Annotated in this window: 24 protein-coding genes; 15 read left to right on the top strand and 9 right to left on the bottom strand. The window is 70.9% G+C overall.

Going from position 1 to position 24,362, the window contains the following annotated elements; genetic code table 11:
- Window positions 1-164 precede the first annotated feature (164 nt).
- Both AB0M48_RS31800 and AB0M48_RS31795 read left to right on the top strand, forming a co-directional pair.
- Window positions 165-1,325: a beta-ketoacyl synthase N-terminal-like domain-containing protein gene (locus AB0M48_RS31800; RefSeq protein ID WP_363849021.1), complete on the top strand. Its 1,161-nt coding sequence runs from the start codon at window positions 165-167 to the stop codon at window positions 1,323-1,325.
- 60 nt (window positions 1,326-1,385) lie between these two features.
- Entirely contained in the window at window positions 1,386-2,192 is an 807-nt protein-coding gene (locus AB0M48_RS31795) for an endonuclease/exonuclease/phosphatase family protein (protein ID WP_363849020.1), read from the top strand.
- Window positions 2,193-2,214: 22 nt separating this feature from the next.
- Here AB0M48_RS31795 and AB0M48_RS31790 read toward each other — a convergent pair whose 3' ends face one another.
- Window positions 2,215-3,486, bottom strand: a complete 1,272-nt coding sequence (locus AB0M48_RS31790; RefSeq protein ID WP_363849018.1) for a hypothetical protein — start codon at window positions 3,484-3,486, stop codon at window positions 2,215-2,217.
- A 259-nt stretch (window positions 3,487-3,745) separates the two neighbouring features.
- On the opposite strand from AB0M48_RS31790, the gene AB0M48_RS31785 reads away from it, so the two are divergent.
- The 7 genes from AB0M48_RS31785 to AB0M48_RS31755 all read left to right on the top strand — a co-directional run bounded on the left by AB0M48_RS31785 (window position 3,746) and on the right by AB0M48_RS31755 (window position 11,440).
- Window positions 3,746-5,266 (top strand): sugar ABC transporter ATP-binding protein, encoded by a 1,521-nt coding sequence (locus tag AB0M48_RS31785; protein ID WP_363849016.1) that lies wholly within the window; start codon window positions 3,746-3,748, stop codon window positions 5,264-5,266.
- A complete protein-coding gene (locus AB0M48_RS31780) occupies window positions 5,263-6,291 on the top strand; it encodes an ABC transporter permease (RefSeq protein ID WP_363849014.1) in 1,029 nt (342 codons plus the stop codon). Before AB0M48_RS31785 ends, AB0M48_RS31780 begins: the two co-directional genes overlap by 4 nt.
- A gap of 44 nt (window positions 6,292-6,335) precedes the next feature.
- Window positions 6,336-7,370: a substrate-binding domain-containing protein gene (locus AB0M48_RS31775; protein WP_319984927.1), complete on the top strand. Its 1,035-nt coding sequence runs from the start codon at window positions 6,336-6,338 to the stop codon at window positions 7,368-7,370.
- A 47-nt stretch (window positions 7,371-7,417) separates the two neighbouring features.
- A complete protein-coding gene (locus AB0M48_RS31770) occupies window positions 7,418-8,557 on the top strand; it encodes a Gfo/Idh/MocA family oxidoreductase (RefSeq protein WP_363849327.1) in 1,140 nt (379 codons plus the stop codon).
- Between the two features lie 16 nt (window positions 8,558-8,573).
- Window positions 8,574-9,593: a sugar phosphate isomerase/epimerase family protein gene (locus tag AB0M48_RS31765; protein WP_363849013.1), complete on the top strand. Its 1,020-nt coding sequence runs from the start codon at window positions 8,574-8,576 to the stop codon at window positions 9,591-9,593.
- Window positions 9,594-9,787: 194 nt separating this feature from the next.
- Window positions 9,788-11,011 (top strand): ROK family transcriptional regulator, encoded by a 1,224-nt coding sequence (locus AB0M48_RS31760; RefSeq protein WP_363849011.1) that lies wholly within the window; start codon window positions 9,788-9,790, stop codon window positions 11,009-11,011.
- Between the two features lie 153 nt (window positions 11,012-11,164).
- Window positions 11,165-11,440, top strand: coding sequence for a LuxR C-terminal-related transcriptional regulator (locus tag AB0M48_RS31755; RefSeq protein ID WP_363849010.1), 276 nt, complete (start codon window positions 11,165-11,167; stop codon window positions 11,438-11,440).
- A 43-nt stretch (window positions 11,441-11,483) separates the two neighbouring features.
- Here the strand turns inward: AB0M48_RS31755 and AB0M48_RS31750 are convergent, their stop codons facing one another.
- Both AB0M48_RS31750 and AB0M48_RS31745 read right to left on the bottom strand, forming a co-directional pair.
- Window positions 11,484-12,221: a D-Ala-D-Ala carboxypeptidase family metallohydrolase gene (locus tag AB0M48_RS31750; protein ID WP_363849008.1), complete on the bottom strand. Its 738-nt coding sequence runs from the start codon at window positions 12,219-12,221 to the stop codon at window positions 11,484-11,486.
- Between the two features lie 154 nt (window positions 12,222-12,375).
- A complete protein-coding gene (locus AB0M48_RS31745) occupies window positions 12,376-12,795 on the bottom strand; it encodes a MarR family transcriptional regulator (protein WP_363849006.1) in 420 nt (139 codons plus the stop codon).
- Window positions 12,796-12,851: 56 nt separating this feature from the next.
- Between AB0M48_RS31745 and AB0M48_RS31740 the strand changes: the two genes are divergently transcribed.
- Window positions 12,852-13,547: an alpha/beta hydrolase gene (locus AB0M48_RS31740; protein ID WP_363849005.1), complete on the top strand. Its 696-nt coding sequence runs from the start codon at window positions 12,852-12,854 to the stop codon at window positions 13,545-13,547.
- 7 nt (window positions 13,548-13,554) lie between these two features.
- On the opposite strand, the gene AB0M48_RS31735 is transcribed toward AB0M48_RS31740, so the two are convergent.
- Entirely contained in the window at window positions 13,555-14,118 is a 564-nt protein-coding gene (locus AB0M48_RS31735; RefSeq protein ID WP_363849004.1) for a helix-turn-helix domain-containing protein, read from the bottom strand.
- 105 nt (window positions 14,119-14,223) lie between these two features.
- Here AB0M48_RS31735 and AB0M48_RS31730 point away from each other — a divergent pair, with 105 nt between their 5' ends.
- Window positions 14,224-14,658, top strand: a complete 435-nt coding sequence (locus AB0M48_RS31730) for a DUF6069 family protein (protein ID WP_363849002.1) — start codon at window positions 14,224-14,226, stop codon at window positions 14,656-14,658.
- Here AB0M48_RS31730 and AB0M48_RS31725 read toward each other — a convergent pair.
- Entirely contained in the window at window positions 14,572-15,471 is a 900-nt protein-coding gene (locus tag AB0M48_RS31725) for a hypothetical protein (RefSeq protein ID WP_363849001.1), read from the bottom strand. The two genes, AB0M48_RS31730 and AB0M48_RS31725, sit on opposite strands and share 87 nt — an antisense overlap.
- A 164-nt stretch (window positions 15,472-15,635) precedes the next feature.
- On the opposite strand from AB0M48_RS31725, the gene AB0M48_RS31720 reads away from it, so the two are divergent.
- Window positions 15,636-17,627: a protein kinase gene (locus tag AB0M48_RS31720; RefSeq protein WP_363848999.1), complete on the top strand. Its 1,992-nt coding sequence runs from the start codon at window positions 15,636-15,638 to the stop codon at window positions 17,625-17,627.
- A gap of 4 nt (window positions 17,628-17,631) precedes the next feature.
- Here the strand turns inward: AB0M48_RS31720 and AB0M48_RS31715 are convergent, their stop codons facing one another.
- Window positions 17,632-18,093, bottom strand: a complete 462-nt coding sequence (locus AB0M48_RS31715; RefSeq protein WP_363848998.1) for a VOC family protein — start codon at window positions 18,091-18,093, stop codon at window positions 17,632-17,634.
- Between the two features lie 113 nt (window positions 18,094-18,206).
- On the opposite strand from AB0M48_RS31715, the gene AB0M48_RS31710 reads away from it, so the two are divergent.
- Window positions 18,207-19,208 (top strand): WYL domain-containing protein, encoded by a 1,002-nt coding sequence (locus AB0M48_RS31710; RefSeq protein WP_363848996.1) that lies wholly within the window; start codon window positions 18,207-18,209, stop codon window positions 19,206-19,208.
- Here the strand turns inward: AB0M48_RS31710 and AB0M48_RS31705 are convergent.
- The gene (locus tag AB0M48_RS31705; protein WP_363848994.1) at window positions 19,179-19,634 is read right to left on the bottom strand and encodes a MarR family transcriptional regulator; all 456 of its coding nucleotides are present in this window, start codon (window positions 19,632-19,634) and stop codon (window positions 19,179-19,181) included. The genes AB0M48_RS31710 and AB0M48_RS31705 overlap by 30 nt on opposite strands.
- 61 nt (window positions 19,635-19,695) lie before the next feature.
- Here AB0M48_RS31705 and AB0M48_RS31700 point away from each other — a divergent pair, with 61 nt between their 5' ends.
- Window positions 19,696-20,751: an amidohydrolase family protein gene (locus AB0M48_RS31700; protein WP_363848992.1), complete on the top strand. Its 1,056-nt coding sequence runs from the start codon at window positions 19,696-19,698 to the stop codon at window positions 20,749-20,751.
- A 43-nt stretch (window positions 20,752-20,794) separates the two neighbouring features.
- On the opposite strand, the gene AB0M48_RS31695 is transcribed toward AB0M48_RS31700, so the two are convergent.
- Together AB0M48_RS31695 and AB0M48_RS31690 are read right to left on the bottom strand one after the other, a co-directional pair.
- Window positions 20,795-21,466: an AIM24 family protein gene (locus tag AB0M48_RS31695; RefSeq protein WP_363848990.1), complete on the bottom strand. Its 672-nt coding sequence runs from the start codon at window positions 21,464-21,466 to the stop codon at window positions 20,795-20,797.
- A gap of 7 nt (window positions 21,467-21,473) precedes the next feature.
- Entirely contained in the window at window positions 21,474-22,868 is a 1,395-nt protein-coding gene (locus AB0M48_RS31690) for a DUF2867 domain-containing protein (RefSeq protein ID WP_363848988.1), read from the bottom strand.
- 9 nt (window positions 22,869-22,877) lie between these two features.
- Here AB0M48_RS31690 and AB0M48_RS31685 point away from each other — a divergent pair, with 9 nt between their 5' ends.
- Complete coding sequence (locus AB0M48_RS31685; protein ID WP_363848986.1) at window positions 22,878-24,308, top strand: deoxyribodipyrimidine photo-lyase; 1,431 nt, start codon at window positions 22,878-22,880, stop codon at window positions 24,306-24,308.
- Window positions 24,309-24,362: the final 54 nt, after the last annotated feature.

Raw genomic sequence — 24,362 nt, 5'->3', positions numbered from 1 at the left:
GGCGTGAACATGGTGAGCCGTTATATCCGGTCGCCGGGAGCGCCCGATGATCAGGGTTCGCTTCTGACAGTCCACTGTGGACGGTCGAGCGCCTTTCCGCAAGCCGGTTTACACCGTTATCCTTTCCCGAAGAGGTGTCGGCCCTCAGTCTGGGGGAGCTGGATATGGTCGCGCGAAGCATGGGCATTTGCGGAATCGGCGTGGTCAGCGCGTACGGGTGGAACCGCCGGTCGCTCTGGGAGGGACTGATGAGCGGCAAACCCGCCGCGTCGATCGTCCCGGAGCTGAACCGGTTCCCGGGCGACACGGTCTGGGCCGCGTACGTCGCGCAGGGCGGTGACCCGGTCGACGGGCCGAGCCGGTTCGCGCGCGCCATGCGAGCCGCCGCCAGGGAGGCGATCGACGACGCCGGCGCTCGCGGCTGGCGTCCCGGCCGGAGGGTCGGGCTGCTGCACGCCGTCGTGCTGGGCGAGGTGGACCTGTGGCGCGACTTCTACGTCACGCGCGGTGGCGAGTTACCCGTGCACGACTACCTGGCGTTGATGCCGTCCACACCGATGTCGACGTTCATGCAGGAATACGGGTTCCACGGCCCCGCCATGAACGTCTCGGCGATGTGCGCGTCCGGCAACGCCGGATTGATCACGGCGAAGGCGTGGCTGGACGCGGGAATCGTCGACGACGTCGTGTTCGTCGCAACGGATCTGTCGCTCACCCCGGAGAACGTCTCCCACTTCGTCCGGTTGGGAGTGGCCATCGTGGACGCGGAACCGCTCGACGCGTGCCGACCGTTCCAGGAGGGCAGCAGGGGCTTCGTGATGGGCGAGGCGTCGGTGGCGTTCGTCCTTTCGCGAAACTCGGTCAACCCCTACGCCCTCACCCTCGGTGGCGCGATGTCTCACGACGCGTACCACGTGACGTCGATCGATCCGCGGCTCGACCAGGTCACCGCCTGCTTCACCGACGCGCTCGACAACGCCGGGGTGAGCGCGGCCGACGTGCGCTACCTGAACGCCCACGGTCCGGGGACGGCGCAGTGCGACACCGCCGAAGCGGCGGTGCTGGACCAGCTCTTCGGTCCCGACACCGGGATCTACTCCGTGAAGCCGCTGACCGGGCACTGCCAGGGCGCGGCGTCCGCGATCGAGGTCGCGGTGACGGCGATGGCGTACGACACGGGAACGATCCCGGCGTCACCGGTCGTCGCACCGGCACATCCCCGGCTGCTGGACGGGCCGACGCCGTTGCGCGGCGGCCTCACGATCAAGTCGTCGCTCGGCATGGGCGGCCACAACTCGGTGGTGGTGCTGGCGCCACCGGCCTGAGGCCTTGCGTTCTACCGCAATGGGTGTCGCCGCGGCCCCGTGATCCCTACGGTCGGCCTGATGTGGAAGCTGATGACGGCGGCACTCACGGTGCTGGCGAGCGTGGTGGTCCCTGCTCAGAGCGCTGCGGCGGCCGAACGGTTCTGGGAGCTCCAGCTGAACCTGTGCAACAGCGGGATCGCCGGCTGCTACCAGCAGGGCCGGTCGGTCCCCGAGGCCGCGGGCCTGATCGTCCGGCTGCGACCGGACCTCGTGACGCTGAACGAGATCTGCCGCAACGACCTGCCGGACCGCCTGGTGCCGGCCATGGTCGCGGCCTGGCCGGGCGACCGGGTCCACCAGTTCTTCGCGCCCGCGCTGAGGAAGGACACCGGCACGCCGGTGAAGTGCACCAACGGCCAGGACTACGGCAACGCCGTGATCGGCCGCGTGCCGGCGGCGACTTACCAGGGCGTGAAGACGTGGACCGGCAGGTACACCAGCCAGGACGCCGGCAACGAGCAGCGGACGTACGCGTGCGTGTACGCGATCGGTGACCACCTGGGCTGCACGACCCACCTGTCGGCGTCCAGCGAACCGGTCGCGCTCGCCCAGTGCCGGTCCCTGCTGTTCGACGTCATTCCGCAGATCAGGGCGGCGGAGGGCTTCACCGGCAGGACGGTCGTCGGCGGCGACTTCAACCTGGAGTACGACACCTCCGACCCGGAGAACGCCCAGAACTGCGTCCCGCCCGGCCACGTCCGCAAGGGCGACGGCAGCGTGCAGCACGTCGTGTTCTCCGGCGACCTGACGTTCGTCAGCACGCAGAAGTACTCGCTGCGCTACACCGACCACCCCGCCTTCCTGGTCCGCCTGACCAGGCCCTGAGCCCGGCCAGGCGGGACCTCGCTCAGCAGGCGGGGAAGAACGCCCTGGTGCCGCCGGTCGCCTGCCGGTCGCTGAACCGGCAGCCGAACCGCGGATCGTCCGTCCGGCGCACGTCGTCACCGGCCGGCCGCTTGCCCCGGTCCACCCACGTGGTCAGGTCGTTCCACGCGGTGCCGGCCTCGGCGGGGGAGAACTCGCAGTGGTCGACCGTGCGGATGGCGCGCTGCACCAGCAGGTGGGTGCGGCCGAAGCGGGCGGCGTCGTCGCGGTAGTCCTGCTCCATCGAGAACGGCACGAACAGGTCGCCGATCCCGTGCAGCGACACGACGGGAGCACTCGGCAGGCCCCGCACGGCGGGGATCTGCGTGAGCGCCCACGTGTGGCGCGCGACGGGGTTGGCCGGCCGGACCCGTTGCACGGCCGCGTTGACGTCCACCGGCGAGTTCGGCCGGTAGCGGGTGGTGAGGTTCGTGGCGATCTGCAGCGGGTTCTCCGCGAGGCTGGTGCTGGAGGAGTTCGTGACCAGCCCGAACAGGAAGTCCTTCCAGTAGGCGTAGGCCGCCTCGGTACCGGGCCGCGCACCGCCGGACAGGGTGGCGACGACGGCCTTGAACTGGTCGTCGCGCCCGGCCAGCGCCTCCTTGATCCGGGGCACCACGACGGTCGCGTAGTCCGGCGGCAGCGGATAGGCCTTGATGCCGGTCAACGCCTGCGCGACGAGGTGGTAGCTCAGGAAGTAGTCGAACAGCTCGTGGTCGCCCAGCACCCCGCACATCGGCAGCGCACCCGCGTAGAACCCCGGATACTGCTCCAGCGACCGGGCGATGACGTGCCCGCCCATGGACGCACCGGCCAGGAAGACCTTCGACGGCCGCTGCACCTTCCGCCCGAACAACGCGGCGAGCTCACGGGTCGTCGTGACGCCGGCCCGGACGTCGTAGGCGTTGCTGTAGTAGGACGACGCGGCCCACGCGTAGCCCTCGTCGAGCCAGCGCTGCCGCAGGCCGAACGGCGGAGCGTCGACGGTGAGAACCTTGCCGTCACCGCGATAACCGTGCGCCCACATCGCGAGCCGCCCGTTCCAGCGCGGCGGCACCTCGATGATGTAGCCGGCGTGGCTGTGCACGCCCTGCAGGACCCTCGTCGGCTTGCCACCGACCAGTGCCGGGGCGAGAGGCGGGTTGACGATCGTGTAGCCGGGCAACGGCTGATCGCCACCGCCGGTGGCCGCCGCCGGCTGCGCGACGACGGACACGAGGAGGAACGACAACGCGACGCTGAGCAGTCGTCTCATGCCCGGGACGCTACCTGCGGGCGGCCGTCGGCGACAGGACTCCGTTCGGCCGTACGGCGATGGCGAACCTGCCGGACCCCGTGAGCACCAGGGGCGTGGGCGGCGACGCTCCCCGGGCCGCGCCGGTCAAGAGAAAACTTGGCCGATATGTGCCACGCCGACCACCTTGTCGCAGGTCCGGCGTCTCATTAGCGTCGTTTTCGGTAAGGCCGAATTCCCTTCTGGCACAACGGTTGCCGGAGCCCCGGAGGACTCGATGGTGAGCTCGCCCGCGCGTGCGAACGCGCTGCTGTCCGTGCAGGGGCTGGTGAAGCGCTTTCCCGGCGTGACCGCGCTGGGGGGAGTGGACTTCGACGTCCGCGCGGGGGAGGTGCACTGCCTGCTCGGGCAGAACGGCGCGGGCAAGTCGACGCTGATCAAGGTGCTGTCCGGTGCGCACCGTCCCGACGAGGGCGAGATCCGCTGGCGGGGCGAGGTCGTGGAGTTCGGCAACCCGACGGCCGCGATGCGCAGCGGTGTGGCCGCCATCTACCAGGAGCTCGACCTCGTGGCCGGCTTGTCCGTGGCGGACAACGTGTTCCTCGGTCACGAACTGTCCACAGCGGGCTTCAGCCGGCGGGCCGAGGCGCGCCGCAGGACCCGTGCGCTGCTCGATCGTCTGGGGCACCGGGACATCTCGCCCGACCGTGACGTCGGCCGGTTGTCGGTGGCGCACCAGCAGGTGGTCAGCATGGCGCGGGCGCTGTCGCTGGACGGGCAGTTGCTGATCATGGACGAGCCGTCGGCCGTGCTGGACCCGGACGAGGTGCGGGTCCTGTTCGGTGTCATCAGGGAGCTCACCGCCCAGGGGGTGGCGGTGATCTACATTTCGCACCGGCTGGCCGAGATCAGGGAGATCGGTGACCGGGTGACCGTCCTCAAGGACGGCCGCACGGTCGCGACGGGTCTGCCCGCGCGCGAGGTGAAGACCTCGGAGCTGATCTCGTTGATGACCGGGCGGGTGCTGGAGAGCGTGTACCCGCAGCGGTCACCTCTCGACCCGGCCGCACCCGAGGTGCTGGTGGTGCGCGGACTGGCCGACGGCGACCGCTTCGCCGGTGTGGACCTCACGGTCCGCGCCGGTGAGGTGGTCGGGCTCGCCGGTCTCGTGGGATCCGGACGCTCGGAGATCCTGGAGACCGTCTACGGCGCGCGCAAGGCGGCCGAGGGCACCGTTGAGGTCGACGGCAGGCGCCTGCGACGAGGAAGCGTAGGCGCCGCCGTGCGCGCGGGGATGGGGTTGTGCCCCGAGGAGCGCAAGAGCCAGGGCCTGCTGCTGGACCAGGCCGTGTACCGCAACATCACCGTCTCGTCGATGTCGTCGTTCGCGAAGTTCGGGTTCCTGGACGACCGCGCCGAACGCGCCCGCTCGAGCCGGCTGACCGAGGCGCTGGACGTCCGGCCGGCCGGTGTCGACCGCGTGGTGCGCGGACTGTCCGGAGGCAACCAGCAGAAGGTCGTGCTCGCGCGGTGGTTGATGCGGGAGTGCCGCGTGCTGCTGCTGGACGAACCCACCCGCGGCGTGGACGTGGGTGCGCGCAGCGAGATCTACGAGCTCGTCCGTCAGCTGGCCGACTCCGGTGTCGCCGTGGTCGTGGTGTCCAGCGACGTCGAGGAGGTGCTGGGCCTGGCCGACCGGGTCCTGGTGGTGCGCGAGGGCCGCGTGGTGCACGACGGCCCGGCCGACGAGATCGACGAGTCCCGGGTCCTCGACCTGGTCATGGAAGGACAGCCAGCATGAGCGAGGACACCGCCGCCGTGCCCACGCAGCAGCAGACGCCCCCGGTCGCGAAGGAGTCCGGCATCTCGGCGCTGCTCGGCTCCCCGGCAGGGCGCAACACCGGTCTCGTGGTCGCACTGGTCCTGTTGTGCGCCGGCGGTGTGGTCACCGCCGGCGACCGGTTCGCCGACGTCGACAACCTGCTCACCATCCTGCGGCTCGCGGCGGTGATCGGCGTCGTCAGCATCGGCATGACGTTCGTGATCACCGGCGGCGGCATCGACCTGTCGGTGGGCGCGATCGTCGCGCTCTCCTCGGTGTGGGCAACCACCCTTGCCACGCAGGGGATAGCGAACGACACGCACTGGATCGTCATGGTGTTCACCGCGTTGCTGGTGGGCGGTGCGTGCGGACTGGTCAACGGCGCGCTCATCGCCTACGGGCGGGTCGTGGCGTTCATCGCGACGCTGGCGAGCCTGGCCGCCGCCCGCGGTCTCGCCGAGATCATCTCCAACCGCAAGACGCAGATCGTGAACGTGCCTGGCTTCGCCGCGTTCTTCGACGCGTCGGTGCTGGGGGTGCCGGTGCTCGTGGTGATCTTCGCGGTGGTCGCCGTGGCCGGGTGGGTGCTGCTCAACCGGACCACGTTCGGGCGGCGGACGTTCGCCGTCGGCGGCAACCCGGAGGCGGCCCGGCTGGCGGGCATCGACGTGCGGCGCCACACCGTGATGCTCTACTCGCTGCTCGGCCTGTGCTGCGGCCTCGCCGCCGTCATGCTCATCGCCCGCACCACGACCGGCAGCGCGACCCACGGCGGCCTGTACGAGCTCGACGCGATCGCCGCGGTCGTGATCGGCGGAACGCTGCTGTCCGGTGGCCGCGGCACGATCGCCGGCACCGTCTTCGGCGTCCTGATCTTCACCACGCTGTCGAACGTCTTCACCCTCAACAACCTCTCCATCTCCGCCCAGGCCGTCGCGAAGGGCGCGATCATCGTGGTCGCCGTCCTCCTCCAGCAGCGGCTCGCCCGACGCAGCGGCGCTTGAGGCCGCGACCCAACCACCGCCGCACTCCGAGGAGATAGAAACCCATGCAACACAAGAGAGTCGTTCGATTCGCCGCCGTGCTGACACTCGGCGTCGCGCTCACCGCGTGCACGGGCAACACCCCCGAGCCCCAGGGCGGCGGGAACCAGAGCGGCGGTGTGAAGGTCGCCAACGACGAGCCGGGCAAGAAGGTCGTCATCGGCTTCTCCGCGCCGGCCGCCGACCACGGCTGGATGGCCGCGATCACCGACGCCGCCAAGAAGGAGGCCGGCAAGTACTCCGACGTCGAGCTGCGCGTCGTCGAGGGCACCAACGACCCCAACCTCCAGATCAGCCAGGTCGAGACGTTCATCAACGACAAGGTGGACGCGATCGTCCTGCTGCCGTTCGACGGCGCGGCGCTCACCCCGGTCGCGCTGAAGGCCATGAAGGCCGGTATCACCGTGATCAACGTCGACCGCCAGTTCGACAGCCCGTTCGCGGCGCGGTCCACCGTGCTCGGCGACAACTACGGCATGGGCGTGTCCGCCGGCACGTACGTCTGCGAGCGGCTCAAGGACAAGCCGGGCTCCGTGGTCGCGGAGATCGCCGGCATCGACTCGCTGCCGCTGACCCAGGACCGCAGCAAGGGCTTCGCGGAGGCGCTCGCGGGCTGCGGGCTGAAGGTCAGCAACCGCGTTGCCGCCGAGTTCACCGTGGAGAGCGGTGAGCGGGCCGCCGCGAACCTGCTGCAGGCCGCACCCAAGATCGACGCCCTGTGGAACCACGACGACGACCAGGGCGTCGGCGTCACCGCCGCCATCAAGAACTCCGGCCGCAGCGAGTTCTTCATGGTCGGCGGCGCGGGGTCGGCGAACGTGATGCGCGAGATCAAGGCGGACAACGGCCCGCACAAGGCGACCGTGATCTACCCGTCCACCCAGGGCGCCGACGGCATCCGCCTCGCGCGGCTCGCCGTGCAGAACAAGGCCCTCGGCGACCTGGTCGAGGTGGAGGTCCCCCGGCAGGTCCAGCTCTACGCACCGGTCGTCACCAAGGACAACGTCGACCGCTACCTGCCGACCGCCTTCGAGTCCTGAGAAACCGAGAGGACCGCATTGTGACGACGCCGGAGCTGGGCATCGCGATGATCGGCCACGCCTTCATGGGAGCCGCGCACTCCCAGGCGTGGCGGGTCGCACCACGCTTCTTCGACCTGCCGCTGCGACCGGTGATGTCCGTGCTCTGCGGCCGCGACGCCGAGCGCACCGCGGCCGCCGCCGAACGCCTGGGCTGGGCGGAGGCCGTGACCGACTGGAAGTCCGTGCTGGACCGGGACGACGTGCACGTGGTGGACATCTGCACGCCGGGTGACACGCACGCCGAGATCGCGGTCGCGGCCCTGGACGCGGGCAAGCACGTGCTGTGCGAGAAGCCGATGGCCAACAGCGTCGCCGAGGCCGTCGCCATGGCCGAGGCCGCCGAACGCGCCGCGCAGCGCGGGGTGCGGGCCATGGTCGGGTTCAGCTACCGGCGGGTGCCCGCCCTGGGCCTGGCCCGCGACCTGGTCGCCCAGGGCAGGCTGGGCCGCGTCCACCACGTGCGCGCCCAGTACCTGCAGGACTGGATCGTGGACCCGGCCGCACCGCTGTCGTGGCGGCTGGACAAGGAGAAGGCGGGCTCCGGCGCGCTGGGCGACATCGGCGCGCACATCGTGGACGCCACCCAGTTCGTCCTCGGCGACACCATCAGCGAGGTGATGGGGACGCTGGTGACGTTCGTACCGGAGCGTCCGCTGGCCTCCACGCACTCCGGTCTGTCCGGTACCGCCGCGACCGGGCAGACCGGTCCCGTCACCGTGGACGACGCCGCGCTGTTCCTGGCGCGCTTCGCCGGCGGCGCGCTCGGCTCGTTCGAGGCCACGCGCTTCGCCAACGGCCGCAAGAACGCGCTGCGCATCGAGATCAACGGCTCGAAGGGCAGCCTGGCGTTCGACTTCGAGGACATGAACGTGCTGGAGTTCTTCGACGGCACCGAGGACTCCGCCGTCGCGGGCTTCCGCCGGATCATGGTGACCGAGCCGGAGCACCCGTACGTGGGCGCGTGGTGGCCGGCAGGGCACGGCCTGGGCTACGAGCACGCGTTCACCCACCAGGCCGTCGACTTCGTGCGGGCGGTGGCCGCGGGCACCGACCCCACGCCGACGTTCGCCGACGGACTGCGGGTGCAGCAGGTCCTCGCCGCCGTCGAGGCCAGCGCCGAATCCCGCACGTGGCAGCAGGTTTGAGAAGGGGAGACCGGAGATGGCACGTCCGATCACGCTGTTCACGGGCCAGTGGGCCGACCTGCCGTTCGAAGAGGTCGCCCGGCTGGCCTCCGGCTGGGGCTACGACGGCCTGGAGATCGCCTGCTGGGGCGACCACCTCGACCCGTGGCGGGCCGCGGAGGACGACGACTACGTCGCGGACCGGCTCGCGATCCTCGCCAAGCACGACCTGAAGGTGTGGGCGATCTCCAACCACCTCACCGGCCAGGCCGTCTGCGACGACCCCATCGACGAGCGGCACCAGGGCATCCTGTCCGCCCGCAACTGGGGTGACGGCGACCCCGAGGGGGTGCGGCAGCGGGCGGCGGAGGAGATGAAGGCGACCGCGCGGGCCGCGGCCAGGCTCGGCGTCGACACCGTCGTCGGTTTCACGGGCTCGTCGATCTGGAAGGCCGTCGCGATGTTCCCGCCGGCGCCCGCCTCGATGATCGACGCGGGCTACCAGGACTTCGCCGACCGCTGGAACCCGATCCTGGACGTGTTCGACGAGGTGGGCGTGCGGTTCGCGCACGAGGTCCACCCGTCCGAGATCGCCTACGACTACTGGACCACCGTCCGGGCGCTGGAGGCGATCGGGCACCGGCCCGCGTTCGGCCTCAACTGGGACCCGTCGCACTTCGTCTGGCAGGACCTCGACCCGGTCGGGTTCCTGTGGGACTTCCGCGACCGGATCTACCACGTCGACTGCAAGGACGCCCGGCGCCAGGTCGGTAACGGCCGCAACGGGCGCCTCGGCTCGCACCTGGCGTGGGCGGACCCGCGGCGCGGCTGGGACTTCGTCTCGACCGGACGCGGTGACGTGCCGTGGGAGCAGTCGTTCCGGATGCTCAACACCATCGGCTACTCCGGCCCGATCAGCGTCGAGTGGGAGGACGCGGGGATGGACCGGCTCACCGGTGCCCCCGAGGCGCTGGAGTTCATCCGCCGCAACGCCTTCGACCCGCCGTCGGCCTCGTTCGACGCCGCGTTCAGCTCCAGGGCCTCTATCGAAGTCTGATCCGCGACAGCCGGGCCCGAGGCGGCCCCTGGCGGCACGGCCGAACGGCCCACGTACAACACCGGTACGCAGGCCGTTCGCCCGCACCACCAGGAACCACCTCAAGCGCGACCCTCATCGAACCAGACTTCGATACAGGCCCTAGCGGGTGACGACCGCGAAGCACCTTCCCCTGCCGATGTGACAATTGTTCGATGGAGAGCACCTTGGGTGTCGAGGCGGGTTCGCCGGCCGCAGTGCTGCGCATGCTGATGGACGGCAGCCCGCGCACCCGAGCGGAGATCGTGGCCGCGACCGGCCTCGCCCGTTCCACCGTGCGCGCCAGGCTCGACCTGCTGGTGGCCGCCGGGCTGGTGACCGGCAGCGGCACGGGGGAGTCGACCGGCGGCCGTCCGGCCGGCAGGTTCGGCTTCAACCCCTCCGCCCACCTCGTGCTCGCGGCCGAGGTGGGCGCCACCCACGCCACCGTCGCGATCTCCGACCTGGCGTGTCAGCTGCTGGCCGTCGAGCAGGTGGACCTCGACGTGGCCGACGGCCCGGAGGCCATACTCCCGCTCCTCGTCACGACCTGGCGCTCGTTGCTGCTGACCGTCGACGCCGCGGAGATCGCGGGCGTCGGCATCGGCCTGCCCGGCCCGGTCGAGCACTCCACCGGCCGCCCGAACAACCCGCCGATCATGCCGGGCTGGGACGGCTTCGACGTCCCCGCGGCCATCGCGGCGGAGTTCGGCGTGCCGGTCCTGGTCGACAACGAGGTCAACCTCATGGCCCTGGGCGAGCACACCGCCTCGCACCCGGACGTGCGGCACATGATCGTGGTGAAGGCGGCGACCGGCATCGGCGCCGGCCTGATCAGCAACGGCGTCCTGCACCGCGGCGCGGCGGGTGCCGCGGGCGACCTCGGCCACATCAGGGTGCCGCAGGGCGGTGAGGCGGTCTGCCGCTGCGGCAACACCGACTGCCTGGAAGCGGTCGCCGCCGGCCCCGCACTGGCCGCGAAGCTGCGCGACCTGGGCCACCCCGCGGACTCGACGGCCGACGTGGTCGCCCTGGTCCGGGCCGGCAACCTCGAGGCGGGCCGCGTCGTGCGACAGGCGGGCAGGGACATCGGCGAGGTCCTCGCCGGCTGCGTGAGCATGTTCAACCCGTCGCTCGTGGTCATCGGCGGCCTCCTCGCGGAGGCGGGCGAGATGCTGCTGGCGGGCGTGCGCGAGTCGATCTACCGCCGCTCGCTGCCGCTGGCCACGGAGAACCTCCGCATCGTCGCGTCGGGTGCCGGTGTGACCGCCGGTGCCCTGGGCGCGGCGGCCATGGTCGTGCGGCACGTGCTGTCACCCGAGGTGCTGGACGCGCGGCTGGGCGAGGTCGCCGCCGGTAGCGCCGTGCCTGAAGTGCGGCTTTCCTCCAGCGCCACCTAGGCGCGTCGCTTCCACGGATACCTGTCCCGCCGAGGGGCAGCGATCACGCATGCCCCGGTAATGGCGGCTTTCATCCTGAAGATGCGCGCCATTTGACAGCTAAGTACGGACTTTTGATTGACGGCCGCCAATAGTCCGACATACAGTCGCCCAATGACTGTGACCCGCGTAACACCGGGGGTGGTCTCCCACCTGACCGTGGGCCAGGAGCCCACGATGGCGACTCAGCGCCTGCTGTGGCTCATGCGCACCGGCGCGACCGACCGCGCGATCGCGCGCGAGCTGGACGTCAGTCTGCGCACCCTGAACCGGCGCATCGCACGCCTGCAGTCGATGCTCGGCGTGCAGTCGAGGTTCCAGCTCGGCATGCTCGCCGCCGAGCTGGAGTGGTTCGCGGTGCCCCCGCGGGCGCAGGCGGCGGGGGAGTGAACGACGGCTCCCGCGCGGGAGCCGTCGTGTCGGTGACGTGTGACTAGATGCCGCAGCTCGGTGCGGACCAGAAGCGGCTGGACTTGTGCGCGACGTGCACGTGGTCGTTGTGGCCGGTGTAGCCCGGGCCGAGGATCTCGTTGAAGCCGTGGTTGCGGGCCTGCTTCGCCAGCGCGCAGAAGCCCTGCGCTCCGGCGCCCAGGTCGACGGCGTCGCCGTAGAGGTGCCGGCTTCCGGACGCGCCGCCGACGGCGTTGTTGCACGAGACGCTGCGGAAGCCGCCGTTGACGTCGATCGGCCTGTCTCCCATGGCGTGCCGCATCGCCTGCAACTTCCACATGGACACCAGGGCGTTGGCGCGTGCGGTCGCCGCCGAGACGTTGCCGCCCGACCAGTCGGAGTTGCAGTTGTTCAGCTCGTCGTAGGAGAAGTTGATCGGCGTGCAGTCGTTGTCCTGCAACGCGTAGAGCTTCGAGAACGTCGCGGACCCGGCGATGCCGTCGGCGCCGAGGCCGTAGGCCTGCTGGAACCGGGTCACGGCCGCCTTGGTGGCGGGCCCGAACTGCCCGTCGAGACCCAGCACGCCGCCGTAACCGGGGTAGCCGGCGACCCGGATCTGCAGCTGGCGCACGTCCTCGCCCGACGCTCCCTCCGACAGGGTGCGTCCCCAGGTGTAGCAGGCGTCGGCGGCCGACACGGGGTCCGCCTCCGCTGCCGCGGCAGGGGTGACGACCACGGCGGAGAGCAGGGCGAGGACCGGTAAGACGAAACGGAGCTTCATGACAAGCGGCACCTTTCGATCACAGGGAGGTGCAGCGTGTCGAGTCCGCGCGCGATCTGTCAATGAGCAACGAAATGAACATCGAGTGTGGCGACGAGAAACCACCCGAACAGCCGTCACGACAAACGCCGTCAGTGTCCACAAAGGACTGACGTCAGTCCTGGTCGCTCCCGAGCGCGGTCTGCAGCAGATCGCCCAGGTGGTCGAGCTGCGCGGCCGACAGCCGGCTGAACGACGACTCGACGATGCCGTCGGCCAGGGCCTGCCCCTCGGCTCGCAGCCGGGCGCCCTCTTCGGTGAGGCGGTGGCGCACGGCTCGTCCCGGACCCGGAACCCGCTCGATCAGCCCGCGATCGGCCATGCGCACCGCCAGTGAGCCGAACGACTGGTCGGTCTGGAACGTCAGCACCGCGAGGTCGTGCAGCGAGGCGTCCGGCCGGCGGTCCAGGTGGCGCAGGGTGTCCCACTGCACCAGGGACAGTCCGAGCGGCGCCAGTGCCTGGCTCAGTGCGCGGTGGTGGCGGTGCTGCAGGCGCTTCACGGCGAGCGCGACGTCGGCTGGACGGTGCTTCACGCCGGTCAGCTTAACGAATCTTGCTTATATAAGCCTCCTTATCTAAGTTTGCTTATATGACTCAGGCGTACCTGCTCCTGCACGGCGGGGGCGGCGCCTCCACGATGACCGCGTTCGCCGCGTTGCTGGCCGACCGCACCCAAGCCGAGGTGCTGGCGCCCACCCATCCCGGGTTCGGCGGCACCCCCACACCGGCCGGACTGACCGGCGTCCGCGAGCTGGCGCGGTACTACGTCGCGATGCTGGACGAGCAGGACCTCACGGACGTCGTGGTGGTCGGCAACTCGTTCGGTGGCTGGCTGGCCGCCGAGATCGCGCTGTGCGCGAGCCCGCGCGTCAGCGCCGCGGTGATCGTCAACGGGATCGGCGTCGTGGTCGACGGCCACCCCATGACCGACGTCCGCGGCCTGAGCGCCGCCGAGATCCGCTCGTTCTCGTTCCACGACCCCGCCAAGCTGCCCGTGCCACCCGCGGGCGGCACGGGCCCCAGTCCGGACGTGCGGGCGCTCATCGGCTACGCCGGACCGTCCATGTCGGACCCCTCGCTGCTCGGCCGGCTCGCCGACGTGAAGATCCCCGTCCACGTGCTGTGGGGCGAGAGCGACCGCATCGTCGATCCCGCCTACGGCAAGGCCTGCGCGGCCGCGATCCCGTCGGCGACGTTCACGCTGCTTCCCCGCACCGGCCACCTGCCGCAGGTCGAGTCCCCCGAGGAACTCCTCGCCGCCATGGCCTCCGTCCTGCCCGAGTAGCGACGCCTCAGCCCGGCCGGTGTCCGGCGAGGAACCGGCGCACCACGGTCTCGGGATCGGCGGGCGTCTGGGTGGCCCGCTGGTCCACCCGCCGCGCGATGGCCCGCATCATCACCGGTCCGACCAGCGCGAAGAACGTGTGTCGCGGTGGCTCGACGACGAGGGCGCCTCGTCGCTGGTGGTGCAGGATCACCGCGTCGACCCGTTCCAGCAGCTTCTCCGGTTCGGTGAGGACCGCGGCCACCTCCGGGCTGAACTTCGCCTCCCGCATCAGGGTGAGCACCACGCCACCGCGCGTCTCGTAGAGCCGGGAGTAGTAGCTCACGATCGTGACGAGGTCGGCGGTCACGTCGTCGCCCGGTGCGTCGAGGTCGAGGGCGAAGCCCGTGAAGTTGCTGCGCACGGCTTGCCGCAGCAGGTTCTGCTTGGAGGTGAACCGGCGGAACAGCGTCGCCTCGTTGATCCCGGCGGCGTCGGCGATCGCGCGGGTGGTCGCCCGTTCGTACCCCTGTTCGGCGATCACCGCCAGCGCCGCGTCGAACACCGTCTCGTCGGTCACCCGGCCGGCCACGCACCCTCCTCGATGTATGCAAGTGAGCACTTGCATCAGCGTGACCGGATGGCTACCTTGTTTGCAAGTGACCGCTTGCAATTCAGCCTACCGAAGGACGGGCCCATGGCCGACACCAGCTTCCCGGCTCGCTCCTCAGTTCTCGCGCCCAGCACCGGAGAGGTCGTCGTCGGTCTCCTGGGTTCCGCCGTGGTCTCGATCGCGGTCAACGCCCTGATCGCCTTCGTCGCGGGCAGGTTCGTCCCGGCGGGCACCGAACGCATGGGCCTCGCTCTCGCGGAGTACGCGCCCGCCACGGTGATCGGCGTCCTGCTCGGCACGCTCGGCTGGTACCTCGTGCGCCGCTTCGCCCGCGACCCGCGGCGAGTGCTGCGCGTCCTCGTGCCGGTCGTCGTCGTGCTCTCGTGGATTCCCGACCTCGGCATCCTCGCGGGAGGCGCCTCCGTGGTGAACTCAGTCGCGCTGATCGCGATGCACACCGTCGTCGCCGCCGCCACGGTGCCCGTGCTGGCGCGCGTCCTGCCGCTGCCCGTCCGGTGACCCCGCCGGGCGGACCTGTTTGGTGACTGCCCGGTGCAGCCAGCTGTCGAACAGGTCCCGGTAGTGCCCCGCGCGAGGGGAGCGGTCGTCGGTGCCGATCCGGTCGTAGAACTCGAACGGCCGGATGCGCCCGTTCTCCGTCCACTGCAGGTAGGACAGGAACACCGTGCCGTCGCCGAACCGGAAGCCGTGCACGATCGGCACGCACGCGTAGGCCCGCAGCTCCACGGTGATCCGCCGCCGGGCCAGTTCGTCGGCCTCCTCGGTGAGGAACGACCGGATGCGCTCCTGGCTGCGCCGCGCCTCGCCGGCCCACTCGGCGGGCAGTTCGCCGGACCGCGCGACGAAGTCCGGATCCAGGCCGTACAGCGTGACGTGCCAGCCGTGCGGCCGTTCGCCCGAGGTGAGCCACGTGGCCAGTGCGGGCCACGTGGTGTTGAGCGTCAGCCCCAGCACCTCCAGCCGCCGGGCCCGCCGCCCGATGCCGGGCTGTCCCGTGGCCGCCAGCACGTCGGTGAGGGAGTGCGTGACGTCCTGCCGTTCGCGTTCGGTCACGAGGGCCTTCAACTCACGGACATCCCTGCCGTGCTGGTAGATCGCAATGGTGGCGATCTCCAGCATCACCGCGACCAGCGCGACGAGTCCCTGCAGGTCGAGCTTGCCGACGTAGCGCTCCAGCACGATCCGGGTCGGCTCGATCGTGGTGAGGATCAGGTAAACGCCGGTCAGCAGCGCCAGCGAGGTGGTGACCACCTCCCACCCCCGCCGGACCCGACCCGAGACCCCACCGGCGCGCCGCTTCTTGATCGCCACCGCCGAACCCTCACCCACCCGGCCGCCCGGCACAACGGCCGAACGTGTGACCGCGTCCTGCGCGAACCGGCGGGCACGCGGATTTGTAGGCTGCACTCCGGTGGAACGCGCGGCGGCCGGCGCGCGTCGACTCGAACGGACGAGACGCGCGGGACACGAGGACGATGACGCAGGAGACGTTCGGGCCGTACCGGATCGAGCAGCTGCTCGGTCGCGGCGGGATGGGCGAGGTGCACCGGGCCTACGACACGGCGCACGACCGGTTCGTGGCGCTCAAGAGGCTGTCGCCCGGCTACCACGACGACGAGGACTACCGAGCCCGCTTCCGCCGCGAGGCGCAGATCGTCGCCCGGCTGCGCGAACCGCACGTCATCCCCATCCACGCCTACGGCGAGATCGACGACCGCCTCTACCTCGACATGCGGCTGGTGGAGGGCGCCGACCTGTCGGACGTGATCCGCGAGGGCACCGTCGAACCGGCACGGGCCGTGCGCATCGTCGACCAGGTGGCGAGCGCCCTGGACGCCGCGCACGCAGACGGTCTCGTGCACCGCGACGTGAAGCCCTCGAACGTCCTCGTGACCTCCGGCGACTTCGTGTACCTGGTGGACTTCGGCATCGCCCGCAGCGTCTCACCGGCCGCGACGAGCCTGACCGCGTCCGGCTCCGTGGTCGGCACCCTCGACTACATGGCCCCGGAACGCTTCGAGAGCGGCCCGGTGGACGGCCGCGCGGACGTGTACGCCCTGGCGTGCGTCCTGTTCGCCTGCCTGACGAACCGCCGTCCGTTCACCGCCGACGGCACCGCCGCCCAGATCTGGGCGCACCTCAACGAGGCACCGCCCAAGGCGTCCCCGCTGAACCCGGCTGTTCCCGCGGCGCTGGACGAGGTCATCGCCAAGGGCATGGCCAAGAACCCGGCCGACCGCTACGCCACGGCGGGCGCGTTCGCACGGGCGGCGGCCGAGGCACTGGCCGCGTCCGCCGGACCACTCGGGCTGATCGGCGGCGCGACTCCGGTCGCGGGACAGCCCGCCCTTCGGACCCCGCCGGGTGGGCACGCCGCACCTGCGACCCCGCCGGGCGGGCAGGTAGCACCGACTCCGCCAGGTGGGTACGTGGCACCGACTCCGCCAGGTGGGCTGGTCGGCGGCGCGATCTCTCCCGCGGGACAGCCCGCCCCTCCGACCCCGCCGGGTGGGCACGTCGCACCCGCGACCCCGCCGGGTGGGTACGTGGCACCGACTCCGCCAGGTGGGCTGGTCGGCGGCGCGATCTCTCCCGCGGGACAGCCCGCACCTCCGACCCCGCCAGGCGGGCAGGTCGCACCCCCGGCAGGCTGGCCACGGCCCGTCGCGCCGGTTCCGCAGGGCCGCCCGCAGTTCCCCCAGCCGTCCACACCCACACCCCAGCCCTGGGCACCGGCCCAGCACATCACGACCGGCCCGCAACAGGCCGTGAACCCGCTGCCGTACCCCCGAACCCGTACCAGGTCCGGCCCCGCCAAGCGGGTCGCCCTCGCCGCCGGCGCCCTCGCGGTCGTGGCCGGGCTGGTCACGACGGTGCTGATCATCGGGAACGGCGACAAGACCCTCGGGTCCGGCACGTCCAGCAGCACCCCGACCAGCACGACCACGACGACGACCGCCACCGCGACCACGAGCGCCACCCGGACGCGGACGCCGCAGGACGACGCGCTGATGGCCGCCTTGCCGACCGTCTACCAGAGCGCCAAGTCCTGCGCGCCCATCGCTCTCGACAAGGACACGGTCGCCACCGTCCGCTGCACCACCGTGACCGTCCAGGACCCGTGGGCCCCACCGCCCGCCGAGGCCGAGTTCCGGCTGTTCGCCGACCAGGCCAAGCAGAACGCGTTCTTCCTGGCACTGGTCACGAGCCGGGGCATCCCGCGGATGGACGAGCGCGGCGGGTGCCGGCCGAAGTCCGACCCCATCCACTACGCGCTCTTCTACCGCGACACCGCCGGCCCGCTGCCGAACGAGTACACCACCTGCTTCCTCGACGGCGGCACCGCCCAGGTCTGGTGGGTCGACACCAGGAGCCTCACCATCGGCACGCTGAAGAAGCCGGGCGACATCGACACCCTCGACAAGCTCGACCTGTGGTGGAACCACCAGATCCTGACGGCGTTCTAGGAACTCACGCGTGGTCGGCCGCGACGTCGAGGATCCACGTCACGCCGAACCGGTCGGTGAGCATGCCGAAGCCCGGCGCCCACTGCGCGGGGCCGAACTCCTCGATCACCGCGGCGCCCTCGGCGAGGCCCTTCCACAGGGTGGCGACCTCCTCGACGGAGTCGCCGCGCACGGAGAGGAAGAACGGCTCCGTGGTGATCGTGGTGCCGTTCGCCCGGTGCGTGGTGGGCTCGCCCTGCACGAACGGGACGTTCTCGCCGGGCACGTCGTAGGCCATGACCCGGAAGCCGTTGTCCGCGACGACCTGGCCGAAGACCACGTTCCGGGCGCCGGGCAGGTCGGCGGGCATGCCGAAGTCGGCGTAGGTGGCGATGGTGGCCTGTCCGCCGAACACCGACCGGTAGAACTCCAGGGCCTCCCCGGCCTGGCCGCGGAAGTTGAGGTGGGCGACTGCGTTGAGCGACATGGTGTCCGGTCCTTCACGAGTGGTTCTCGCCGCCGGAGGGCTCCGGCGACAAGAACCACGATGTCAGCGGTAGAGGACAGAGAACGTCCGCTTCTCCTGCCAGACTCAGGACCATGCCGACGGCTTCCTCGACGACCACCTCCGCGCGCCTGCTGGCGCTGCTGTCGATGCTGCAGGCGCGCCGCGACTGGCCGGGGGGCCTGCTCGCCGAGCGCCTGGCCGTCAGCGAACGGACGGTGCGCCGTGACGTCGACAGGCTGCGCGAGCTCGGTTACGTCGTGCACGCGGTCAAGGGACCCGACGGCGGCTACCGGCTCGAAGCCGGCAGTCAGATGCCACCGATGTTGTTCGACGAGGAGCAGGCCATCGCGCTCGCCGTGGCGCTGCGGATCGCGGTGAGCGCGGGCGCCGGCATCGAGGAAGCCGCCGCACGAGCCCTGGTGACCGTGCGTCAGGTGATGCCGTCCCGGCTGCGCCGCCGCGTCGACGCGCTGGAGATCACCGCGGCCGGCGCAACGTCCCCTCGGGTGGACACCGAGGTGCTGCTCACCTTGAGCAGCACCATCCGCAACCGGGAGGAGCTGAGGTTCGACTACCACTCGCCGGGCCGCCCGGACGACGCCGAGCCGCAACCCCCTCGGCGCGTGCAGCCGCACCACCTCGTCGTCCGGAGCGGCCGCTGGTACCTCCTCGGGTGGAGCGGCGAACGGCAGGACTGGCGCACCTACCGCGTGGACCGGATGACGCTCCGCGTGCCCACCGGTCCCCGTTTCACCCGGCGGGAGGTGCCCGGCGGCGACGTCGCGGCGTTCCTGTCCGCCCGGTTCAAGGGCTCCGCCGGTGCCGACGCCTGGCCTTGCCGGGGCGAGGTCGTTCTCGGCCTTCCACTGGCCGAGGTGGCGCTGTTCGCGGGAGACGGCACCGCCGAGGAGGTGGCTCCTGCCAGGACGAGGCTGGTGGCCGGTTCCTGGTCGTGGGCCGCGCTCGCCGCCCGGCTGGCGCGCTTCGACGCCGAGATCGAGGTCGTCGGGCCACCGGAACTGCGTGGCGCCTTCGCCGAACTGGCCGCGCGTGCGGCGCGGGCGTCAGGGGGTGAGGTCGCGGTGCACCGGTGAGTCCTCGTCGAGGGCGACGAGGACCTGGTGCAGGAGTTCGGCGGCGGTGTCGATCACGGATCGATCGGCGGGGGCGAGGACCCGGCTGATCACCTCGGTGACGGCCGTCCCGGCCTCTCGCGCGACGTCAAGTCCTTGCGGGGTGAGGCGCACGATGTTGCTTCGTGCGTCGGTGCGGTTCGCCTCGCGCGTGATGTGCCCGTCGTTCTGAAGCCTGCGCAGGATGTTGCTGATGCCGCCGGTGGTGAGCAGCAGCTGTGAGGAGAGCTCCTGCGGGCGTGCGCCGGCATCACCGCACGAGGCCAGGGCTCCCAGCACGTCGAGCTCGCTGCGGGACAGTCCGTGCTTCTTGAGCACCTCGGTGATGTGCCGCTCCAGCAACGTTTGCAGCCTGACGGCGTGCTGGGCGAGTGACAGCGCGGACATGCCTGGATCCTATCAGACGCCTTTCGTGATAGCTTTTGTAAAAGCTAAATTGGGAGGCGCGATGACGACGGCGATCGAGAACGTCCGGGTGTTCGACGGCTCGGTGGTGAGCGAGCCCCGGCGGGTGGTGTTCGGGGAGTCGGTCCTCGCGGACGACACCGCCGCGGCCGACACGGTCGCCGACGCGGCGGGAGGCGTGCTGTTGCCGGGCCTGATCGACGCGCACGTGCACACCGTGCGCGGCCGGGCGGATCTTGAGGACCTCGCCCGCTGGGGCGTCACGACGGGGCTGGACATGGGCGCCTGGCCGCTCGCGTTCGTCGATGAGATGCGGCGGCAGAGAGGCGTGGCGCAGATCCTGAGCGCCACGATCCCGGTGGTCGCGCGGGGCGGTCACCACGCGCGGATGCCGGGCTTTCCGGCGGAGGGGATCGTGACCGGCCCGGACGAGGCGCGGGCGTTCGTCGACCGGCGCGTCGCCGACGGCGCCGACTACATCAAGATCGTCACCGAGGCCGCACCGCCCGAGGGCATGGACCAGGCGACCGTGAACGCCCTCGTGCAGGCCGCTCACGAACACGACCTCCTCGTCGTCGCGCACTCCGTCACGACGGGCGCGTTCCGCGTCGCCGTGGAGTCCGGTGCGGACGTCAGCACGCACGCGCCGCTCGACGCCGTCCTCGACGACGACACCATCGCGCGGATGCGAGAGATCGGGATGGTGTCGGTGCCGACGCTGACGATGATGGAAGGCACCGCGAAGCTGTTCGCCGGCGCCGGTTTCCGCTACGAGCACGCGCGCGACACGGTGACCGCGTTCCACGACTCCGGCATCCGGTTGCTGGCCGGGACGGACTCGAACTCGGCGACCGGAGCGCCGTTCGCCCCGAAGCACGGCGAGTCGATGCACCACGAGCTCGAACTCCTGATTGCCGCAGGTCTGACTCCGGGCGAAGCGCTCGCGAGTGCGACTTCCTTGCCCGCACAGGTCTTCGGCCTCGGCGACCGCGGGGTGATCGCGGCAGGGAAGCGCGCGGATCTGCTCCTGGTCGACGGCGACCTCACGGCCACGCGGAACATCGCCGGACTGTGGATCGCCGGAGACCGCGTCCGATGAGCGACGCAGCCGAGAAGTGTCCTCGGCTGCGTTCGCCTGAGCACTACTGCGCGGTCGGGACGGGGTGGCCTTCCGAGGCCTGCACCACGACGATGCCCTGACCCGACAACGCGAGCTGGTACGCCTCACCGGAGCCGCGGCCGATGACGGCACCGAGCTTGGCCGTCTTGCGGATCGTGGACTGCAGCGAGGTGGACCACAGGACGGCGGACTGCATGTCGACGAACGTCGGCTGGTCCACGTTCAGCACGACCGGGGTGCCGTAGGCGGTGATGGCCAGCGCGCCGGTGCCGGTGAACGTGGTGTTGAACAGACCGCCGCTGAGCATCGACGCGCCTTCGGTGCGGTTGATGTCCCACTTGAGGGTGCTGTCGAAGGCGAGCACGTTCTTGCCGTTGACCGTGACGCCCTCGTCCTCCAGGTACAGCACGAAGATCTCGTCGGCGTCCTGGGCGAGGAAGACGTCGCCGCTGCCCGACACCTTCATCAGCGACATGCCCTCACCGGTGAAGGCCTTCTTGAACAGCTTGCCGAGACCACCGCTGCCCTCGTAGGCGAAGTCGACGTCGCCCTGGTAGGCGACCATCGATCCCTGCTTGGCGTAGAAGAACCCGCCGCTGCCGGTGAGGTCCACCTTGAGCATGCGTTCGTTCTGCAGTTGGAAGCTTCCGGGCTCGACGGCCCGCTCCTCGTGGTTGAACAGTGAGCTGCGCATGGGCAGATCATGCCGCAGACGCCTTCCGGACGATCCCGCGCGCCATCGCGGCGAACACGACGTCGTGCAACGGCTTCTGCGCCACCCAGTACAGCTGGCCCAGCAGGCCGTCGGCGGTGAACGTGATCTTCTGCCGATACCGCGTGCGATCACCCTCGCGATCCACGCGCATGTCGAGCAGCGTGCGGCCGGGCATCTTCATGTCCGCCCGCAACACCAGCTGCCTCGCCTCGTCGTCGCGGTGCACGACGGTCCAGAAGTCGACCACGTCGCCTTCGCCGACCTCGGGTGCCCGGCCGCGGTACAGCCCGATGCCGCCGAGCAGGTGGTCGATCGCACCCCGGACCGTCCACACGAGAGGGATGGTGTGCCAGCCGTCCTTGCCGCCCAACGTGTTCACGGTGCGCCAGACGTCTTCCGGTGACGCCTCGGTCAGCACCGTCCGTTCCTCGGTGAACACCTCGCCACCGTCCTTCTCGGCCTCCGGTTCCGTCGCGGCGCGGATGGCGTTGTCGACGCTGGTCATGCCGCCGGGTGGTGCGGGCAGCACGTCGGTGGCGAGTGGACCGTCCGCCGCGAGGTCGTGCTCCAGCGACGCGAACAGCGGTTCCGCGACCGCCGCGCGCACCGGGGTCACCAGTCCGGCGACCTGTGCGGCGAGCTTGTGCGACCAGAAGGGGGCGGGCACCGGCAGCCGCACCGGGAGCCGCAGCACGCGCGCACACCGCTGCACCAGCTCCAGGTAGCTCAGCCGCTCCGGGCCCGGCACGTCGAACACGCCGCCGACCGGTTCCGGGAGGTCCGCCGCGGCAACCAGGAAGTGCACCACGTCCGCGACCGCGACCGGCCTGCTGGTGTTGCGCATCCACGACGGCACCGGCACCCACGGCGTGAGCCGCGCGGACGACCGCAGCAGCTCGAAGCTCGCCGAGCCGGCACCGATGATCATCGACGCCTGCAGCACGAGTGCGGGCACCCGCCCCGCGGCCAGGACGTCGCCGACCTCGGCCCGTGAGGCGAGGTGCGCGGACACGCCGGGGGAGCCGGGGCGCGGTCCGCCGACGTAGACGATCTGCCGCACCGCCGCGTCCGCCGCCGCCCCGGCCAGCACGGCGGCGGCCTCGGCGTCGACGCCCGCGAAGTCCGGCCGGTCCAGCGAGTGCACGAGGAAGTACACGATGTCGTTGCCCGCCAACGCTTCCCGGACCGCGTGCGGGTCCGTGGCATCACCGGCGTGCACCATCACCCTGGTGGCGAACTGCGCCGCCTGCGCACTGTCGCGCACCAGCACGGCCACCTGGTGGCCGTGCCTGAGCAACTCGGGCACGAGGCGCGACCCGAGGTGCCCGGTCGCGCCCATCACGAGGCACCTCGTCGGCTGCCCGTCTTCGTCGGTCGTCACCCGCATGACGTGCCCACTTCCGGGTGGGCGCAACCGTCCGTCCACGAACGCATGACGTCGCGGTTGCCGAGCCGGGCCGTCGGGTACCGCTCACCGGTGACGACGTCGATCGCCCTGTTCACCCGTGACCTGCGGGTCCACGACAACCCGGTGCTGCACGCCGCGGCCGCGGCGGACCGGTGCATCCCTCTGTTCGTGCTCGACGACGCGATCGTCTCGTCGGCGTTCTTCAACGCCAACCGCGCCGCGTTCCTGTCCGACTGCCTGGCCGACCTGGACCGGTCGCTGCGGGAGTGCGGCGGAAAACTGGTGTTGCGCAAGGGAAAGATCGTCGACGAGGTCGCCAGGATCGTCCGCGCCCACGACGTCACCGAGATCCACCTCGCCGCCGACGTCAGCCGGTACGCCCGCCGCCGTGAGGAATCCCTGGAGGCGCTGGGGGTGGACCTGCGCGTGCACGACGCGTCGATCAACGCCGTCCCGCCGCTGTCCCTCACCCCGTCCGGCGGTGGTGACCACTTCGCGGTGTTCACCCCGTACTTCCGCAAGTGGGAGACCGTGCACCGCCGAGGCGTCCTGCGCGCGCCGCGGCTGACCTTGCCCGAGATCAGCGGTGAGCCGCCGGGCAGGCTCCACGACGGCACCCCGTCACCGGACCTGGCCTCAGGCGGTGAGACCGTCGGACGCAAGCTGATGGCGAACTGGGTGCGCACCGGCGTGGACGACTACGCAGACCTGCACGACGCACTGGCCGACGACGCCACCTCGCACCTGTCACCGCACCTGCACTTCGGCACGGTGTCGGTGACCGAACTGCTGGACCGCGCCGGCACCGCGTCCGAAGGTGCCCGCGCGTACACCCGCCAACTCGCGTGGCGCGACTTCCACCACCAGGTGCTGGCCGCCCGTCCCGAGTCGGCCACGAAGGACTACCGCACCCGGAACGACCGCTGGCGGCGCTCGGACCAGGACTTCGCAGCGTGGCGGGACGGCCGCACCGGCTATCCGATCGTCGACGCGGCGATGCGCCAGCTCGTCCGGGAGGGCTGGATGCACAACCGGGCCCGCCTGATCGCGGCGAGCTTCCTGTGCAAGACCCTGTACCTGGACTGGCGGCTGGGCGCCCAGCACTTCGTCGACCTGCTGGTGGACTGCGACCTGGTGAACAACCAGATGAACTGGCAGTGGGTGGCCGGCACGGGCACCGACACCCGCCCTAACCGCGTGCACAACCCGCTGGCCCAGGCTCACCGCTACGACCCGGACGGCACCTACGTCAAGCGTTACGTGCCCGAACTTGCCGCGGTGGAACCAAAGCACGTCCACGAACCGTGGACGCTGCCCGACGAGGAACGGAAGGCGCTGGACTACCCGCCGCCCGTCGTGGATCTGCGCGAGGCGGCGGCCAGGTTCGCCGCGGCGCGTTCCCGGAAGCCCTGAACGGCCCTGTGGCTTCAGTGCAGACCAAAACCGATCCGGCTCTGGGCCGGAAAC

Source organism: Lentzea sp. NPDC051208, assembly GCF_040682435.1.
Lineage (GTDB): Bacteria > Actinomycetota > Actinomycetes > Mycobacteriales > Pseudonocardiaceae > Lentzea > Lentzea kristufekii.
The sequence above is the reverse complement of the archived record's forward strand: the minus strand, read 5'-3'. Positions and strand labels throughout refer to the sequence as shown.